Annotated in this window: 8 protein-coding genes; 4 read left to right on the top strand and 4 right to left on the bottom strand. The window is 65.6% G+C overall.

Translation table 11 applies throughout. From position 1 onward, the window contains the following. Positions 1 to 73 precede the first annotated feature (73 nt). A complete protein-coding gene (locus GS424_RS17245; RefSeq protein WP_160940914.1) occupies positions 74 to 6,187 on the bottom strand; it encodes a YDG domain-containing protein in 6,114 nt (2,037 codons plus the stop codon). Between the two features lie 575 nt (positions 6,188 to 6,762). Here GS424_RS17245 and GS424_RS17250 point away from each other — a divergent pair. After that, on the top strand, positions 6,763 to 8,211 hold the full coding sequence (locus GS424_RS17250) for a radical SAM/SPASM domain-containing protein (protein ID WP_160940913.1): 1,449 nt from the start codon (positions 6,763 to 6,765) through the stop codon (positions 8,209 to 8,211). On the opposite strand, the gene GS424_RS17255 is transcribed toward GS424_RS17250, so the two are convergent. Continuing rightward, a complete protein-coding gene (locus tag GS424_RS17255) occupies positions 8,198 to 9,019 on the bottom strand; it encodes a CPBP family intramembrane glutamic endopeptidase (RefSeq protein WP_160940912.1) in 822 nt (273 codons plus the stop codon). The genes GS424_RS17250 and GS424_RS17255 overlap by 14 nt on opposite strands. A 58-nt stretch (positions 9,020 to 9,077) precedes the next feature. On the opposite strand from GS424_RS17255, the gene GS424_RS17260 reads away from it, so the two are divergent. Beyond that, on the top strand, positions 9,078 to 9,830 hold the full coding sequence (locus tag GS424_RS17260) for a TraX family protein (protein WP_160940911.1): 753 nt from the start codon (positions 9,078 to 9,080) through the stop codon (positions 9,828 to 9,830). On the opposite strand, the gene GS424_RS17265 is transcribed toward GS424_RS17260, so the two are convergent. Together GS424_RS17265 and GS424_RS17270 are read right to left on the bottom strand one after the other, a co-directional pair. Continuing rightward, positions 9,831 to 11,180, bottom strand: coding sequence for an LCP family protein (locus tag GS424_RS17265; RefSeq protein ID WP_160940910.1), 1,350 nt, complete (start codon positions 11,178 to 11,180; stop codon positions 9,831 to 9,833). Positions 11,181 to 11,718: 538 nt separating this feature from the next. Beyond that, the gene (locus GS424_RS17270; RefSeq protein ID WP_160940909.1) at positions 11,719 to 13,914 is read right to left on the bottom strand and encodes a MurT ligase domain-containing protein; all 2,196 of its coding nucleotides are present in this window, start codon (positions 13,912 to 13,914) and stop codon (positions 11,719 to 11,721) included. Between the two features lie 292 nt (positions 13,915 to 14,206). Here GS424_RS17270 and GS424_RS17275 point away from each other — a divergent pair, with 292 nt between their 5' ends. Beyond that, complete coding sequence (locus GS424_RS17275; RefSeq protein WP_244977611.1) at positions 14,207 to 15,556, top strand: polysaccharide deacetylase family protein; 1,350 nt, start codon at positions 14,207 to 14,209, stop codon at positions 15,554 to 15,556. A gap of 186 nt (positions 15,557 to 15,742) precedes the next feature. Continuing rightward, the gene (locus tag GS424_RS17280) at positions 15,743 to 17,017 is read left to right on the top strand and encodes an ArsB/NhaD family transporter (RefSeq protein ID WP_160940908.1); all 1,275 of its coding nucleotides are present in this window, start codon (positions 15,743 to 15,745) and stop codon (positions 17,015 to 17,017) included. Positions 17,018 to 17,021 lie beyond the last annotated feature (4 nt).

The following is a 17,021-nucleotide window of genomic DNA, read 5'->3' on the forward strand; positions in this document are numbered from 1 at the left end:
AATGCCCCGCCGTCAGGCGCACTTCCTTGCGCCCGAGGGGAGCAGGAACGCGCTCCCCTCGGGCGGAACGGGGCTAGTCGGTGCGGCGGTGCAAGCGCGCTGCAACGAGAACGGCCGTCGAAAGCGCCGCGAGCGCGAGGGCCGCGAAGGCCAGGGCGGCGGTCGCGTCGCCGGTGGGCGCGAGGGCGGCCGCGGCGCCCGGCAGCGGCGTGGGCTTCTCGCCCGACCCGGAACCGGAACCTCCGTTGGGGGCCGGTAGCGGCTCGGGATCAGGGTCGGGCGTCGGCTCGGGGTCGGGCTCCGGCTCGGGGGCCGGCGCGGCCACGATCGTCACCGTGCCGGTCACGTCGGCCGGGTCGAGCACGTAGTTGCGCATGTCGTCGCCAGAGAGGCGCACGGTCGAGGCCGCGAAGGGCTTGCCCTCGCCGGCCGCGGCATCGGCCGCGGCGCCGTCGGCGACGCCGGAAACGTCGTCGCCGTCGAGCGCGCCCGCCAGCACCAGCTTCACGTCCTGGAAGCCGGGCGTGTCGTCGTGGTTCTTGGAAGCCGACGGATCGGCCGCATCCACCGTCGCGCTCAGCGCTTTGGGCGAGATCGCCAGCATACCGGGCTTGTAGGATATCGCGTAGTTGTCCGACGAGAGCCCGGAAGCCATTATCGCATAGGAGCCCACCGGGTCGCCCGCGTCGTAAGCGCACGCAAAGGCGAGCTCACCCGCAAGCGCGCCCGCCCCCTCCGCTGCGACGAAGCCGTCGAAAGAGACCTCGAACGGCGGGGCCGCGTCACCGTACACGGCCGCGGCGTCGAGCGCCGTTACCGTCAGAGGCGCCTTCGCTATCTCGAAGGTCACCGTAGCGCTACCAGCGCAAGGCGCATCGTCAGGAAGCGAGACCGTGACCTCATAGGTTCCGACCGCAGTCGGAGGCGCGGGAGTCGATGGGCTGGGCCCGGGGGACGCGGCTTTGTAGGAAGCCTCGAAGGGACCGGCGTAGACCTGAGTCGTGCCGTCCGGTGCGATATAGGTCGCGCCAGCTGAAGCGTCGAAGCCCGCTTGGGGGGCGCCCGTGTAGGTTCCGTCCACGGACTGGATGGCGAAGTAGGCCATCGGCTTGGCGGTGTAGGATACGGCTACCGTAATGGTCGAATTCTCGTAGTTGTTCATGCTGGTCACCGCGACAGCCACCTCATCAGAGGTGGTGTTGCCAGCGTCGTCGGCGACGAGAACCAGCTCGTTGCCCTCCACATGGGCGGACACCAGGCCGCTGTAGGAAGCATCCGGAGCAACGGAGAACGCGGCGTCGGTCGCGCCGTTGGGAAGAAGCTCCGCCAGGTCGATGCGCGCCTCGTAGTCCAACAGGTAGTTGGGCATGGTGGCTGAAGCAGACAGGTTGAGCGCGTCGGCCCGAGTGATGCCGCCAGGCGCATCAACGCTCGCCGCGTCCTCGGAGAGCAGGTAGAAGCCGGCGTCGGGACCGGAAAGCGTGATGTCCGTTGCGTTCACCTGCGTCGTGTGCGCGTCAGCCGACGCGAACGCGAAGGAGGCCGTAGCGGACACGTTGTCGCCCCCAACAAGGCCATTGAGCCCCACGGTCGATACAGCGCCCTCGGGAAGACCCGTCGTGCCGTCGTAGGGCTTGGTGGTGGTGCCTGTCACGGCCACAGTCGGCTCCACCGTCTTGGGAGCAAGCGTTACGGTGATGGGATCGGAAATTGCATCAACCAGGTTGCCGAAGCCCGAGGAGCGGACGTAGACCGCGTTGGGGCCAATTTCGAGGCCTTGACCCCGGGTGTCGTAGGTGAACGTCACGTCCCCCTCTTCGGTCATACCCGTCTTCGTGCCCAGGGTGCGCTCCACTTTGTTGGCATCGACCACGTAGAACTCGAATGTGGGCTCTATTGCCTCGCGGGTTGAGAACGTCGTGGTCGCGAGACTTTGTGTCGCGGTGAACGTCACCGTCTCACCATAGGCTGGGCTGCTGTTGTCGACGGTGAGTTCGATAGTGGCTTCGGCCTGCGTGATGTTTGCGGGGGTTGTGAGCTGCGAGGGACCTCTGTAGAAGTAGTTCTTGGCGACAGGGCCGTCCGCGACAAGTGTGATGCTCTCCACGGTGACCGTCTTGTCCTTGCCGACATTCGCGTTCTCAAACGACGCGGAAGCCGTGAAGTCATCGCCCAGCACAAGCGACTCGCCGTCGGCGAGGCCGTCGAACTCGATGCCCACGAGCGTCGCGTTTGTCGTCTTGTCGTACGTCTTGTTCGCAACCTGCGCCGAGGTCGCGGTTAAGCCCTGCCTTTCGATAGTCACCTGGCCAGACACCTTGTCGGGCGCAAGAGAGTAGTTCGCAGCATGGGCATCGGAGAGCTCCACTGAGGTTGCCGTGAATGCCTGGTCGCCGGCGTCTTTGGAGGCCGCGGCACCGTCGGCTGTTGCAGTGACGCCATCACCCGTGACGACGCCCTCCAGATCAAGTTTGACGCCCGCGAACGAGACCGTACCGTCGTAGGTTCTTTCAGCCGAGTCGTCGGTGGAGTCCACTGTCGCTGTCAGAGGCTTGGGTGAGATGGTCATCTCGCCTTCGACGGTCGCCTCCCTATACGGTACGCCGCCTACAATTGCCGCAGGCAGGGTCGCGACCACGTTGTAGGTTCCAGCGTTGGTTGGCGCGATGTCCGTCTTGTCGGTTGAGTCGACAATGCTGTAGGACCATGTCACGTCAGCGAAGGCGTCCGTGTCCCCGCGCTTAGCGGTTTCGATAAGTGCTGTGGGGTTGATGGGTGAGCCGTCGTACTCGAAGTCCCGAGGCTCGTCCTTGAACGTGAGGGTGGAGTCCTGAATTGTATAGACGCGCACGGGGTAGCTCGCGCGCAGGCTTTCGTCCGTGTCGTTGTTCTCCGCTGCGAGGTAGTCCTCGGACAACGTCACGCCGTAGACCATGCTGTCGGAAGCGGCGTCTCCCGGGAATGCGCCACCGGTGATGGTAACGCCGGAGGTGCCCCGGTTGCCCTGGCTGCCGCCGATGGGATCGGCATCGCTGCCCGCCGTCGCCTTTACGTAGCCGCCCGAGATGGTGATGCCCGTACCGGAGCCGTTGTAGCCGCCGCCTATGCCTGCGCCGCTGCTGCCGCCCGTGGCAATCACCTGGACACTCCCAAAGATGGAGATGTTCGAGCCGTCGCCTTCCTGGCCTCCGCCGATGCCGGCACCGCCGGCACCCCCGTGCGCCTCGAGAGAACCCGAACCAGAAATGGACAGCAAGTTATCTTTGTTCTTATGCAAACCGGCGCGGTTCGCCTCCGATTTCAGGAAGTTGACCGTGTCGGGGGCAAGCTCAAGTTCGAGGGATTCCGCCGTGAAGCTGAACGCGGCCACGCCGGGCTGACCGGTCGCGTCGATTTTGACGCCCGCCAGGGTGACGTGCGCTTTACCCTCGGGAACCTCGATGATGTCGCTCGTCGGGCTGGGCGCGCCCTCCCTCATGGAGATGGTCAGCTTCGCGCCGTCCTCGACGGTGAGCTTGCCGAAGGTCTGCAACTCGTTGGTGAAGCCGTACTCGTAGTCCTTCCCATATTCGCCGCCGGTCACATGGAAGTCGCCGGTGGAGTAGGCGCGCACGGGATACTCGTCAGCAAGGGCATCGGTATTGGCCCCCAGGGCGAAGCCCGAGGCCGGCTCGATGCCGTAGACCTTCCCGTCGGCCCAAGCCGAATCCGCGAACGCGCCACCGGTGATGGAGACCCCGGAGGTGCCCTGCGCGCTCGTGCCGCCGCCGATGGGATCGGCTTTACTGGAGATGCCCGTCCCCGCGACCGCCTCCACGTAGCCGCCCGAGATCGCGATGTTCGAGCCTTCGCGGTGGGCGCCGCCACCGATGCCGGCAGCGGCGCCGCTGCCGTCGCCACCCGTTGCTTTCACCTGAGCGCTTTCGGAGATCGTGATGTTCGAGGCGTCGCCGCCTTTGCCGCCGCTGCCGTCGCCGCCGCCGATGCCGGCACCGCCGTTGATGCCCGTTGCGGTCACCTGCGCGTTCCCGGAGATCGTGATGTTCGAGCCGTCGCCTTCGCTTCCGCCGCCGATACCGGCACCGAGGAGGCCGCCCTGCGCCTCGAGGGAGCCCGAGCCGGAGATGGCGAACGGGAGCTCGCCGTTCTCCAGGCCGGCGCGCCTGAATCCCGACTTCAGGGAGCTCTTCGTCCCCTCGGCGAGCACGAGATCGAGGGTGCCGGACGCGATGTATATCGCGGCTGCGTCGTAAATCTTGCTCACGTCGATATTGGCGCCCGCGAGGGTGACCTTCGCGCCTTCGGCTTCGGTCACGATGGTGTCGGTTGTCGGGTTAGTCACGCCTTCTTTCATGGAGATCGTCAGGGGCGTGGAAGACTTGATGGCGAGGACGTTGGAGTCGTATTCGTAGTCCGTGCCGTAGGCGCCGCCCTCGACGGAGAAATCGCCCGTCGAGTAGACGCGATGGGGATACTCGTCCACACGGTCATCCTCGTTGGCACCCAGCACGTAGCCCGAGGTCAGCCCGACGCCGTAGACCTTCCCTTCGGAAACGGCGTCTTCCGGGAAAGCGCCACCGGTGATAGAGACCCCGGAGGTGCCCTGCTTGCCCGAGCCATTGCCTATGGGTTCGGCCCCGGGGCTCTCCGCGACCGCCTTCACGTAGCCGCCCGAGATCACGATGCTCAAGCCGCCGCCCGAGTTGCCCCCGCCGATGCCGGCGGCGCTCAAGCCGCCGGTCGCCGTGACCTCGGCGGAGTCCAAGATCTTGATGTTCGAGCCGCCGCCCGCGTAGCCCCCGCCGATACCGGCGCCGTTCGCGCCGCCGGTCGCCGTGACCGTGGCGGAGCCTTCGATCGTGATGTTCTGGCCGGAGCGCCCGCTGCCCCCGCCGATGCCGGCGCCGAGGGAACCGCCCGCCGCCTCGAGGGAGCCCGAGCCGGAAATGGTCAGCGGGTACGCGCCGTTCTGAAGGCCGGCACAGTTGTTCCCCGACTTCAGCGAGTTGGCCGTCCCGTCTTCGAGCACGAGGCTGAGGGAGCCGGACACGACGCTCATCGCGGCTGCGCCAGCCACCCCGCTCACGTCGATCCTGACGTCCTTGAGGGTGACCGTCGCGTCTGCTGCAGCGGTCACGATGGTGTCGGTCTTCGTCTCGTCCACGCTTTCCTTCATGGAGATCGTCAGGGACGTGGAGGACGTGACGGTGAGGACGCTGGAGCCGTATTCGTAGTCCGTGCCGTAGGCGCCGCCCTCGACGGTGAAATCGCCGGTCGAGTAGACGCGATGAGGGAAGTCTTCCTTGTGGTCATCCTCGTTGGCGCCCAGCACGTAGCCCGAGGTCAGCCCGACGCCGTAGACCTTCCCTTCGGAAACTGCATCTCCCGGGAACGCGCCACCGGTGATGGAGACGTCGGCATCGTCGGCGGCGCGGTTGCCGTTGCCGATGGGATCGGCGCCATCCCCAGCCGTCGCCCTTACGTAGCCCCCCGAGATCGAGATGTTCCCGACGACAGCTGCGCTGCTGCCGCCGATGCCGGCTGCACCCGCTCCGCCTTCGGCTTCCACCGTCGCGCTTCCCGAGATGGTGATGTTCGAGCTTGCAGGGTTGTCGCTGCCGCAGCCGATGCCGGCACCACCGTGGGATACTTCATCCGGACCGCCCACGGCCATCACCTTCACGTCCCCGGTGATTGTGATGTCCGAACAGCCAAGGCCTCTAAAGCGGGAGCCGATGCCGGCGGCGCCGTGGCCGCCCACGGCCTCGAGGGTGCCCTCCCCGCCAATAACAAGTGTGTTGACTCCGTTCTCTAGACCCGCTCGGTCGTCGCCGGACTTCAGGAAGTTATCGGTGTCGCCTGCCAGCGTGAGGTTGAGGGAGCCGGATGCGACGCTCATCGCGGCTGTACTGGCCACCCCGCTCACGTCGATCCTGACGTCCTTGAGGGTGACCGTCGCGCCTTCGGCGGCGGTCACGATGGTGTCGGTCGTCGTCTCGGTCACGCCATCCTTCATGGAGATGGTCAGGGGCGTGGAGGTCTTGATGGTGAGAACACCGGAGTTGTACTCGTAGTGCGTACCTATCTCAGGGTCTGTGCCGGTTTCGGTCAGGACGACCTTGAAGTCGCCAACTTCGACCGCATGCGCATCACGCGGCAGCGCGAGAATCGCAACTGCCGCCAGCACAAGAGCGAGCGTCAGGCTTAAAAAGAACCGACCCCCCCCCCCGTGCGCGTTTTTCCGCGCTATGCGCGGGGGAACGGTACTCTGCAAGAGCCCCATCCCCGTTGATCGTCTGTCGTGCCGCTATTCGCGTCGCGTTGCCCATGGCGATCCCCGTTCCCGACAGCGCTGTCTTATCGCGCCATCGTGTGAAGTATCTCCGAGTATAGCATGCGAGGCCCCGCAGCAAGGGGCACGCTCGAACGGAGACCCCGCTTTTCGGTCAGCGCCTTTTCCCATCGGGCCTGATAAAAAAGAGGATATCTAATCCATGGCCGCCGCAGTCGCCCAGCTTGCCAAAGCGCTCGACATCAAGCTGGCCGCGCGCCTCGAGGGGGACGTGCTGTCCATCTCGCTGGAGCTTGCCGGGTAGGCACATCCACATACGGTTCGCGCGCGCCAACTCCAAGATTCCCGTTAATTTTGGGTTCATGTGGCACCTGCATACTGCATCTCGTTCGGGCGGGCGGACGGCGGCGAACGCGGCGTCCGTCCCCCGAAGCACGCACCCCTCCTGAAATGCTCTGGAAAGGAAGCAGATGGATGCCATCGCGAACATACTCAAAGGAGATCGAACCCTGTCCGAGAACGTCAAGGCGTTCGCCGTGAAGCGGGCCTTGGGATACCTGGACAAAAATCCCGACGAGAACATTCCCAAGCTGCTCGATTGGGTGGAATCGTTCGATTTCAAGGGCTCGCTCGCACCGCATTGCCAGGCCATGCGCAACGTGGTGAACGATCCCGAGGGAAACTGGTGGCGCTTCGCCAAAAGCATGTGGACCGACATCGACCCCTACGTGCGCAAAAAGGTGTTCGAGAACCTCATCGTGAACGCCTCGCTCGTGGGCTACCCGCGCCAGCAGGCGGCAAGCGAGAAGCACGACTGCAACGTGCCGTGGGCCATCCTCATGGATCCGACCAGCGCCTGCAATCTGCATTGCACCGGTTGCTGGGCAGCCGAGTACGGGAACAAGCTGAACCTGAGCTACGAGGAAATGGACAGCATCGTGCGCCAGGGCAAACAGCTGGGCACCTACGTGTACCTGTTCACCGGCGGCGAGCCGCTCGTGCGCAAGCGCGACATCATCCGCCTGTGCGAAGCGCACTCCGATTGCGCCTTCCTCGCCTTCACGAACGGCACGCTCATCGACGAGGAATTCGCCGACGAGATGCTGCGGGTAGGCAACTTCGCCCCAGCCATCAGCATCGAAGGATTCGAAGAGGCCACCGACGCGCGACGGGGCTCCGGCACCTACGACGCCACCGTGCGTGCCATGGAAATCCTCAAGCGTAAGCAGCTGTTCTTCGGCGCCTCATGCTGCTATACCAGCGCAAACACCGAGGTCATCGGCAGCGAAGCGTTCATCGACCACCTTATCGATTGCGGCGCGAAGTTCGCCTGGTTCTTCACCTATATGCCCGTGGGCAACGAAGCGGTGCCCGAGCTGATCGCAAACGCCGGGCAGCGCGCGTTCATGTACGAGCGCATCCGAGCCTACCGCGAGACGAAGCCGCTGTTCACCATGGATTTTTGGAACGACGGCGAGTTCGTGGGCGGCTGCATCGCGGGCGGACGCGTCTATTGCCACATCAACGCGGCAGGCGACGTGGAACCGTGCGCGTTCATCCATTATTCGGATTCCAACATCCGCGACAAAACGCTGCTCGAAGCCTACCAATCCCCGCTGTTCAAGGGATACCGGGCGGCTCAGCCGTTCAACTGCAATCATCTGAGGCCGTGCCCCCTGCTCGACAACGAAGGCGCGCTGGCTTCGCTGGTAGACGAGTCGGGCGCCCATTCGACCGACCTCGAAAGCCCGGAGGACGTGCATGCGCTCACGGGCAAGTGCGCGCATGCGGCGCAATGCTGGGCACCTTTGGCCGACAAGCTGTGGGAGGCGAACCCGCGCTCCACCATGACCGAAGCGCATGCAACCGAGGACACCATTGCGTCCGCAGGGCGCACGCAGGAAGCTAGGGCGTCGTAGAATCTCGGACACTCCTGACGGCGGCTAGCGCTGGCGGAACCAGCAGCAGCGTTGTTGCCGCCAGGAGCACGAGGTCGAACGGGTTTCCGGTGACGTAGGTTTGCTGCACGTCGCCGGCCAGCAGCAGCGGGGCGCTGTAGAGGAGGTTGAACGCGGCGTGCACGCCGACGAGCGTCCACAGGTTGCGCGTCTTGAAGTACACCATAGCCATGAACAGGCCGAACAGGCCCGCCTGCACAGGCTTCAGCACCGCCTGCAAGCCGGAAACGACGTCGACGGCAACAACGGCTTCGCCCAACGAAACATGCAACGCGCCGAACAGCACGGCCGAGACGAGCGCCGCGCGTAACATGCCGCGGCGGCTGCCGCCCAGCGCCGGCACGAGCGCATCGAGCGCCAGCACGCGGAACACGCCCTCCTCGAACACGCCGGTAACCAGGCAGAGCGCCACCACCTGCTCCACGTGCAGCGGCGCGACGTCCAGCACGGCGCCCTGCGGCAGCGCGAAGAAGGACGCGACGCCCGCCGCCAGGCCGATGGCCACCACGTACCCCGCCCACGGCCCCAAGCTTCCCGCGCTGCCGAGGTGGGGCGCGCGCAACGCCCGCGGGTTCGATGCGCCTACGGCAGCGAGCGCGAGCGCGGCCAGCGCGGCCCCTTGCACGAGCGATCCGCCGAGCGTGTCGCCCGGCACCAGCGAGAAGCACGCCGCCGACGCCACGAGAGCCGCGACGAACACGGCGGCGCGATGATTCCGCGCAAGCCCTCCGTCCGCCTCAAGTCCCACCGTGGAATTCGTGCGCGTCACGCGCCTCATCGCCCTTCGCCCTCGAGTACATCGTATCCAGGCAGTATACTGGAACGCCATGAGCACACCGCCGAGCATATCAACAGCCACGCCGAATCGGGGCGTCTCGTCGTTCACGCTCAAAGTGGTGGCCATCGTCGGCATGACGTTCAACCACTTCTGCTACATCTTCTTTCCCTACCTGCCAACCGAAGCTCTGTGCGTGCTGTTCGGCTTCGGCGGGCTCACCTTCCCCATCATGGCGTTTCTGCTGGTGGAAGGCTACCATCACACCTCCAACATCAAGCGCTACGCATCGCGGCTGTTCGTGTTCGCCCTCGTGTCGCAGGTGCCGTACGGGCTGTTCCTGGCACCTACCACGCTGAACGTGCTGTTCACGCTGCTCATCGGGCTGGGCATACTGTACCTGTACGACACCATGGAAAGCCGCGCGGGGTTCTGGCTTGTCGCGGCGTCGCTGACGGCCGTCAGCGCGCTCTGCGATTGGGGCATCCTCGGGCCGCTCATGATCCTCATGATGCGCGTGATCCCCGACCGGCGCCAGCGCGTGATCCTGCCGCTGCTCCTGCCCATCCTGGGCGACGGGCTGCCGGCGCTCTCCAACTACCTGGCCGCCTTCGACCTGGAGCTGCTGCCTCCCGTGCTGTACCCGCTGCTGGGATGCACCGCCACCATCCCGCTGCTGCTCGCCTACAACGGCTCGCGCGGCCGCCCGATGAAGTGGCTGTTCTACGCGTACTACCCCGCGCACATCCTGGTGCTGGGCTTGGCGAAAGGGTTGCTGCTGAACGATTGGACGCTGGGGTTCTAGCTACTTCCAGTCGCTTCCCAGCACGACGAGGAAATCACTTTCGAACAGGTACGATCCGTCGTTCGCCATCGCTTTGCCCACGCCGAGGGCCTCCGCGATCTCCTTCGCCTGGGACGCCTTGCTACTGTCGTCGTAGACGACGAGCGTGCTCGTGTAGTCGAAGCTGTCGGCGTTGCCCGACTCTACGGTGTAACCCAGCTCCTCGATGCGCTCGGACGCCTCGGTGCCCGCGCCGGTGATGCCGTTGCCGTTGCGCACCGCCACGCTGCCCGTGCGTTTCGCCTTCTTCTGCGTGCCGTCCTCGTTCGTGCTCGAATGCGTCTCACCGCTGCCGGTGGTGGCCAGCACGGTGTTGGACAGCTCGTCGACGATGTCCTCGTCGGTGGGCGGAAGGCCCTGGTCGACGCGGGTCATCATCTTCTTCCACTCTTCGACGTTGTTGATCTCGTACCAGATGTCGTTGATGTATTCGGACGTCGTGGGCTCCATGGCCGAGTAGATGTCGGTGGAGGGATCGAGGCCTTGCATCGTCTGCGCGAGGCCGATGATGTCGGTGATCTCGAGATCGGTGGTCACGTACTGGGACAACGCTTGCACGGTGGACGCCATCGTGGCCACGTCGGCCGCGAGGATCTTCTTCGCGATGGCGGACAGCACGAGGCGCTGGTTCGCGGCGCGGTACGAGTCGCCGTCGCCGTACTCGTCGTAGGCGTGGCGCGAGCGGCACAGGATGAGCGCCTGGTCGCCGTTGAGGGTTTGCAGCCCGGCGTCCAGATGACCGCCAGCGTCCTCGTCGTCGATCTCCATGGGCACGTCCACCTCGACGCCGCCGAGCGCGTCCACGATGTCTTTGAAGCCGTCGAAGTTGATTTCCGCATAGTGCGAGATGGGAACGCCGGCCAGCTTCGACACCGTGTTCACCGTGAGCGCCGCGCCGCCGATGGCATGCGCGGCGTTGAGCTTGTTCTGGCCGTATTCTCCCATGTCAACCAGCGTATCGCGGTGAATGGAGACGAGCGTGGCCTTCTTGTTCACCGGGTCGATGCGCGTGAGGATGATGCTGTCGCTGCGGAACTGGTCGCCGGCGTACTCCTGGGAAGCCTCGCGGTCGTTCGAGCCGTCGGTGCCCATCAGCAGGATGTAGAACGGCTCGTTGGCCAGGTCCGTCTCCACGAGCGCCTCGCGCAGCTCGGCGCTGACGCCGTCGTGCAGGTTGCCCGAGAGGATGTTGTAGTACGCGAACGCGGCTCCGGCTCCGCCCAGCACCAGCACGCCCACCACGGCGAGCGCGACGACGAGGGTGCGGCGGCGCTTGCGGGCGCGCGTGCGCTCGTAGTCGCCGCGCGACACGCGGCGCGGCGTGGGAGCGGGCTCGCCCTGAACGCTAGGGCGACGGCCCGGTTCAGCCTGGCGAGAACGGGATCGGGAAGAGGGGCGCGCGGGGCGCGATTGAGGGCTGCGTTTATTGTCCATGGCGCTATTCTGGCGGCAGCATTCTACGCGCGCAACCGCCTCCACTCGTTTCCTAGGAAAAGCCCACAGGGCAAGAAGATGCGAGAACTCGACCGCGCGCCGCGCGCCGGGCGCCGGGCTCCGCGCTCAGGACGGCGGCTGGTCGCTGCGCTCGTCCAGGACGACCCGCCGCGACACGCAAAATGCCGACTTCTAGGTAATTTTTTCGTTTTGCGAACGCTTCAGCCCCTTTTAAAGCCTCAAACGCGTTCGCCCATTTTCACGACCTGGGGTTTTCGCACATAGGCCCCTCGCAAAAGTCGTTTTCGAGGGGCCAGGGTTCGCAAAACGAAAAAATTGCATGCTTCGGGCCGATTCGCATGCCGGGACTTCATCCGGCACGCGAATTCGCATCGCAGCATGCACGGACTTCGCGCTACGCGCGCACGCCCAGCTTCTTGGTCATCGCGTCGTTCGCATCCTGCTCGACCGCGTCGTCGAGCGGCTCGAGGCGCATGGCCGGCTGGCCCGTCCGCGCGGCGAGGCGGTCGAGGGCGCGCGCGAGCAAATCGTCCGCAACCTCGGGGTTCTTCGCCAGCAGCGGCCCGTGCAGGTACGTGCCCACCACGTTCTTGTAGCGCACGCCGTCCTGCTTGTCGGCGTCGTTGTTGCCGTGGCCCGTGGCGGACGCCACGGCGCCGAACGGCTCGACGCCCGCGCCAAGGTGCGTGCGGCCCGCGTGGTTCTCGTAGCCGACGACGGGGCGCTTCGCCAGCGGCGACGTCAGCACGATGTTGTCGATGAGGCGGTCGCCGGAACCGCCAGCCGCGCGCTCGGTGGTCATGTCGACGATGCCGAGGCCCTTCACCACCTCGTCGCCCAGCAGCCACTCGTGGCCGAGAATCTGGTAGCCGCCGCAGATGGCCAGCAGCACGCCGCCGCCCTCCACGTAGGCGTGCAGCTGCTCGCGCATGCCCATGAGCTCGGCCGACGCGAGCCGCTGCTCGCGGTCGGGGCCGCCGCCCAGCATGACGAGGTCGACGTCGGAAAGGTCGACGGTCTCGCCGTGGTTGACGCGCTTGACCTCCACGGGGATGCCGCGCCAGCGAAGACGCTGCTCGAGGATGCGCACGTTGCCGCCGTCGCCGTACAGGTTGAGCAGGTCGGGGAAGAGGTGCGCGATCACAAGTTCCGCTGGCTTTCCAGCCGATGAACCTGCAGGAGCGCCAATCGGCGCGGATACCGGTTCATCGCTCCCCGTATCGCCCGCCGCGCCACGGGCGATGACATCCCCATTGGCGCGAGCGGTCAGCACCGCGTGCACCGGGGGCAGCGCGGTGTAGTTCGCAATCAAGTACGCGTTCTCCGCGGCCGGCAGGCTCGCGATGCGCTCCAGCAGGTCGTCCGCATCGGCAACCACCTGGGCGTTTATGCCGGCGTACTTCAAACGCACCTGCATGTCGTTCGCGCGCATGCCGCCCGCGAACACGGTGAGCTTGGCCGGATCGTCCGCCAGCTCCTCGAAGTCGATGTCCCACAGCCACGACACATCGCGTCCGTCGCCCTCCTTGTCGTTCACGAAGAAGGCCACCACCTTGTCGTGGGGGTCCTGCGCGACGATCTTGAGATTCTGATTGAACCCGGTGGGGTTCTTCGCGAGGTTCAGCAGCACGCGCCGACCCGCGATGTCGAACGTCTGCAGGCGCCCGTTCTGCGGGTCGAAGGCGTCGATGGCCTGCTGCAACGAGGGCAGCGGGCAGCCCGCGAGGTCGGCCGCCGCCGCCGTGGCCAGCAGGTTGTACACCATGTACGCACCCGTGTACGGCGCGGCGATCGTACCCGCAGCCTCGCCTTCGCCGCCCCGACGCACGTCGAACGACAGCCCGTCGAGCCCCAACCGCACGCACTCGGCGGCGTAATCCAAAGCGGGACGAGCGAACCCGCAGGTGGGACACGAGAACGCGCCCAGCTGCCCGTACTGGCGGTACGCGTACTCCAGCATGGAGGAGCAACGTTGGCACATCTGCGCGTCGGCCACCGAGTTCTGCGGCAGCCCCAGGTCCTCGTTCACGCCGAACGCGATGGAGCGGTTCGCCGCGCGCTCGGCGATACGCGCGCACAGCGGGTCGTCGGCGTTGAAAACCAGCACGGTGTTCGGCGACTTCTCCAGCGCGCCCACGATGCTGTCCTGGATGCGGTCGATCTCGCCCACGCGGTCCAGCTGATCGCGGAACAGGTTGAGCAGCACCACGTACGTGGCCTGCAGCTGGGGCAGGATCTTCGCCAGCCACAGCTCGTCGCTCTCGAACACGCCCCAGTCCGACGGGCCCGCGTGCAGCAGCGACGTGGCCACGCCCGAGTCGAGGTTCGCGCCGGTGCGGTTGCACACCACGCGCTCGCCCGCCAGCTCGAGCGCGTCGGCCAGCAGGTTCGTCACCGTGGTCTTGCCGTTCGTGCCCACCACACACACCGAGCCCTTCGCCAGCTTCGGCGCGAGATCGGCGATGAGGCGCGGGTCGAGGTACAGCGCGATTTTGCCCGGAAAGTTCGCGGCGGGACGGCGGAACACGTTCTTGAGGCCCCACGTTGAGACGGCGCTGACGGCGCGGGCGCCGGCGAACTGCAAACCCATAGGTCATTCCTTTCGATCACGTTGCGTTCAGTATAGTGGTTCGACCGCGCCCCGCACGTCGCCCCTGCCCGCACTGACACCTGCCCTCCATACAAATTTCAGGACGGTCGTGTATAGGCCGATACGAAGGATCGCCCCTCATCAGTCGGTCGCCCTCTTCAATTAAGAGTAGAGACACGGAATTCTTTACCCAACGGTTATTTGATAGAAGCATACTGGTACGGTATGTTAATGGGACGGCCGCGCGATGCGGCACGCACATGAAGGCGATGCGCCTCTTGAGGGATGGGGTATGACCGAGCGCAGTTTCGACGACTTGTTTCCAACGCGCGAGAGCGGTGGCCACGAGCCTCGCCGCTCCGATTTCGCGCGCCCTGACGAAGCCTACCGCCGACCCGCTTCGACGCATCCTCGCCCCCGGACGTCGACGACGGCGCGCGACGCCGCCTCCCCCTACCAAGACTTCGATCGCTATCGTCGCGTGCAGGCGCGGCCGAAACGCACGGGGCGCCGCGCCCTCGGCATCGTGGCCAGCTTGCTGGTGCTGGTCGCCTTCGGCATCGGGGCGTATTTCGTCGTGCAAAGCCTGCCCGCCTCCATCACCTTGAACGGATCGAGCATCGACGTGGGCGGCAGCAAAACGCTGAGCGACGCGCTGCATGCCAGCGGCATCAAGCCGAAGCCGGGCGACCTCGTGGCCGTGGACGGCTCGGTGCTGGAGGAAGGCAAGGGCGAACCGTTCCACGCCACCATCAACGGCGAGGCCACCACCGATATCAACGCGAAGCTGGCCAGCGGAGACGTGGTGGAACTGGGCGACGGCAGCCCCATCGAGGAGCCGTCGGAAACGGTCGAGGCCGCCATTCCCTTCACCCACGAGGAAGAGGGCCGCGGGCCCATCCACCTGATCGAGGGCCAAGGCGCCGACGGCGTGAAGCGCACGAAAACCGGATCGATGTCCGGGATCGCCACCGAAGAGGTGACGCAGGAGCCCGTCAACGTGGTGCGGCGCAACGTGTCGCCCGACGTGGGCGACGACAAGGTGGTGGCCCTCACGTTCGACGACGGCCCCTGGCCCGAAACCACCGCCGCCGTGCTCGACGTGCTGGCCGAGAACGGGGCCAAGGCCACGTTCTTCACCGTGGGCAATCGGATCGACGGCGAAGGCGTCGACCTCGTGAAGCGCGCCGCCGCCGAGGGCCACCAGATATGCACGCATTCGTACGACCACGCCGCCGGCGACGGCCAAAGCGTGAACCTCGGCTACATGAAGCCGGAAGACCAGGTGGCAGAGGTGCAGAAGGGCTACGAGGCCATCGAGGCCGCCACCGGCGCCGAGGCCAGCCACGTGTTCCGCACGCCGGGCGGCAACTACGGCGAGGACGTCATGCGCAACATCGGCCCCCTGATCAGCGCCGAGATTGGCTGGAACATCGACTCGCAAGACTGGCGCAAGCCCGGCGCGGGCGCCATCGCCGACCAGATCAAGAACGCGTGGCCGGGCGCCATCGTCCTCATGCACGACGGCGGCGGCGACCGCTCGCAAACGGTCGAGGCACTCAAAGACGCGCTCCCCTACCTCAAGTCGCAGGGCTACCGCTTCATCACCATGGACGAGCTGCTCAGCTACCCGCTGTCGTAAAGGAGCGGCGGCGCAACCGCTCGCCGGGCGAACGCGGCCTCCGAGCCGTTTGCTGAAAAACGTCACGCCTTTGGCGACAAACATTGCCGAAATCATCTGTCTGCGCATCCCTGACATTGCTATAGTAAAGCGCGTTGGTCGTACATGGTCGCGACCATGTCGATACGAGGGGTCGGGCGGTGCTTCATGGACGTTAATCAAATCGTAGCCATCGCGGTGTTCGTGGTGGTCATGTTCACCATCATGACCGAGAAGCTGCACCGTTCGCTCGCGGCCATCACCGGCGCGATGATCGTGCTTGCGCTGCACGTCATGCCGTTCGACGCGGCGATGGAGCACATCGACTTCAACACGCTGGGCGTGCTGCTGGGCATGATGCTGTTCGTGTCGGTGGTGAAGCTGTCGGGCGTGTTCGAGTTCCTTGCCATCAAGTGCGCGCGCGTCGCCAAGGGCGACCCGTGGAAGATCATGTTGCTGTTCGTGCTGCTCACGGCCGTGCTTTCGGCGTTCCTCGACAACGTGACCACCGTGCTGCTCATCGGTCCCATGACGCTGACGGTGTGCAAGCTGCTCGACATCAACCCCATCCCGTTCTTCATGACCGAGATCCTCGCGTCGAACATCGGCGGCACCGCCACGCTCATCGGCGACCCGCCCAACATCATGATCGGATCGGCGGCCGGGTTCTCGTTCTTCGACTTCATCCTGTACGACGCGCCGGCCGTGGTGCTTATTCTCATCGCCGTGCTGGGCGTGTTCTACGTGATGTACGGCCGCAAGATGCACGTGGACGACGAGCATCGCCAGCGCATCATGGATCTGGACGAGCACCAGCAGATCAAGAACATGCGCCTGCTCAAGCAGAGCGTGGTCATGACGATCATCGTGGTCATCGGCTTCATGGCGCACGGCGCGCTCGGCCTGGAATCGTGCATCATCGCGCTGGGCGCGGCGGGCGTCATCATGCTGATCTCGGGCGAGAGCATCGAGGAGGCGCTGTCGAACGTGGAGTGGACCACGCTGTCGTTCTTCGCCGGCCTGTTCGTCATCGTGGGCGCGCTGGCCGAGACGGGCGTCATCGGCATGCTGGCGAACGGGTTGATCGACGCAACCGGCGGCAACGTGTTCATCACCATGCTCGTGCTGCTCATCGGCTCGGCTGTGATCTCCAGCTTCCTGGACAACATCCCGTTCGTGGCCACGATGATCCCCATCCTGCTGGCCATGGAGTCCACCGGCATGGACGTCACGCCGCTGTGGTGGGCCGTCTCGCTGGGCGCGTGCCTGGGCGGCAACGGCACGCTCATCGGCGCCAGCGCCAACGTGGTGCTGTCCGACATCAGCAAGAAGCACGGCTACGAGATCACGTTCGCGAAGTTCTTCAAAACCGGCTTCCCCATCATGCTGCTCACCATCCTGATTGCCGGCGTATACCTGGTCATACGCTTCCCCCCGGCGTAAGCAA

The sequence above is a fragment of the Eggerthella guodeyinii genome, assembly GCF_009834925.2.
GTDB lineage: Bacteria > Actinomycetota > Coriobacteriia > Coriobacteriales > Eggerthellaceae > Eggerthella > Eggerthella guodeyinii.

Bases quoted from the DNA above. Each gene is read 5' to 3' on its own strand.
- GS424_RS17250 (WP_160940913.1), top strand. From the start codon at position 6,763: ATGGATGCCATCGCGAACATACTCAAAGGAGATCGAACCCTGTCCGAG.
- GS424_RS17260 (WP_160940911.1), top strand. From the start codon at position 9,078: ATGAGCACACCGCCGAGCATATCAACAGCCACGCCGAATCGGGGCGTC.
- GS424_RS17270 (WP_160940909.1), bottom strand. From the start codon at position 13,914: ATGGGTTTGCAGTTCGCCGGCGCCCGCGCCGTCAGCGCCGTCTCAACG.
- GS424_RS17275 (WP_244977611.1), top strand. From the start codon at position 14,207: ATGACCGAGCGCAGTTTCGACGACTTGTTTCCAACGCGCGAGAGCGGT.
- GS424_RS17280 (WP_160940908.1), top strand. From the start codon at position 15,743: ATGGACGTTAATCAAATCGTAGCCATCGCGGTGTTCGTGGTGGTCATG.